At 56.6% G+C, this 304-nt stretch carries 1 protein-coding gene; it reads right to left on the reverse strand.

Features of this window, described 5'->3' with window-relative positions:
- Positions 1-135, reverse strand: a 135-nt coding sequence (locus SB751_RS29335; protein ID WP_410748946.1) for a thiamine pyrophosphate-binding protein, incomplete at its 3' end; no start/stop codon positions are given.
- Between the last annotated feature and the right edge of the window lie 169 nt (positions 136-304).

Consider the following 304-nt stretch of genomic DNA (forward strand, 5'->3'; position numbering starts at 1 on the left):
GTGGCTGATGCCGCCCGACTTGCGCAGCGCCGAGTAGAACGGGTTGATCGCGGCGCCCGGCACGCCGACCGCGGTCTGGATGCCTTCTTTCTCGAGCACCAGTACGGCGGCGTCGACGGCTCTCATCTTGGCCATGCATGTCTCCTTGAATGTGTGGATCTTGCGAATCGGTCTGTTGGGAACACTTTAGGGATGCAGGAAAGGTTTGATAAGATCAGTCCGGGTCGCTTATTTCGATACAAAAAGTATGGAATGACCGGGCGACGAGAGAATCGGAAGGAGACAGACGATGGATCGCTTCAAG

Origin of the sequence: Cupriavidus sp. SIMBA_020, from assembly GCF_046535395.1 — a bacterium.
GTDB classification, from domain to species: domain Bacteria; phylum Pseudomonadota; class Gammaproteobacteria; order Burkholderiales; family Burkholderiaceae; genus Cupriavidus; species Cupriavidus campinensis.